The 699-nt window shown below is 44.1% G+C and carries 1 protein-coding gene; it reads left to right on the plus strand.

Going from position 1 to position 699, the window contains the following annotated elements; all coding sequences use genetic code 11:
* The coding region (locus tag D8791_RS10250; RefSeq protein ID WP_185760599.1) for an SSURE domain-containing protein at positions 1 to 699 on the plus strand (699 nt) is incomplete at both ends.

The following is a 699-nucleotide window of genomic DNA, read 5'->3' on the forward strand; positions in this document are numbered from 1 at the left end:
CAGGTAAAGGCGGGCAAGCCCTTCTCGACCAACTTCGTGCTAACGGAACTCGCACTTACCAAGCGACTGTCAAGGTCTATGGTGCCAAAGATGGAAAAGCAGATTTAAGCAATCTTGTTGCGACAAAAAATGTGACGGTTGACATGAATGGCCTTATTTCAAAAGAAGCAGTCAAAGACTCAGTCACTAAAAATATTAAAGACCATATTGACGTTCCAGCTAGCTACTTAGAAAAAGCAAATGTTCCTGGTCCATTCTTGGCGGGTGTTAACCAAGTCATCCCTTATGAAGCTTTCGGTGGAGATGGTATGTTGACGCGTCTCTTGCTCAAATCTTCTGACAAGGCTCCTTGGTCCGACAATGGTACAGCTAAAAACCCAGCGCTCTTGCCACTTGAAGGCTTGGCCAAAGGTCAATACTTCTACGAAGTGGATTTGAACGGCAATACTACAGGTAAAGGCGGGCAAGCCCTTCTCGACCAACTTCGTGCTAACGGAACTCGCACTTACCAAGCGACTGTCAAGGTCTATGGTGCCAAAGATGGAAAAGCAGATTTAAGCAATCTTGTTGCGACAAAAAATGTGACGGTTGACATGAATGGCCTTATTTCAAAAGAAGCAGTCAAAGACTCAGTCACTAAAAATATTAAAGACCATATTGACGTTCCAGCTAGCTACTTAGAAAAAGCAAATGTTCCTG

The sequence above is a fragment of the Streptococcus cristatus genome (genome assembly GCF_003943515.1).
Classification (GTDB): Bacteria; Bacillota; Bacilli; order Lactobacillales; family Streptococcaceae; genus Streptococcus; species Streptococcus cristatus_D.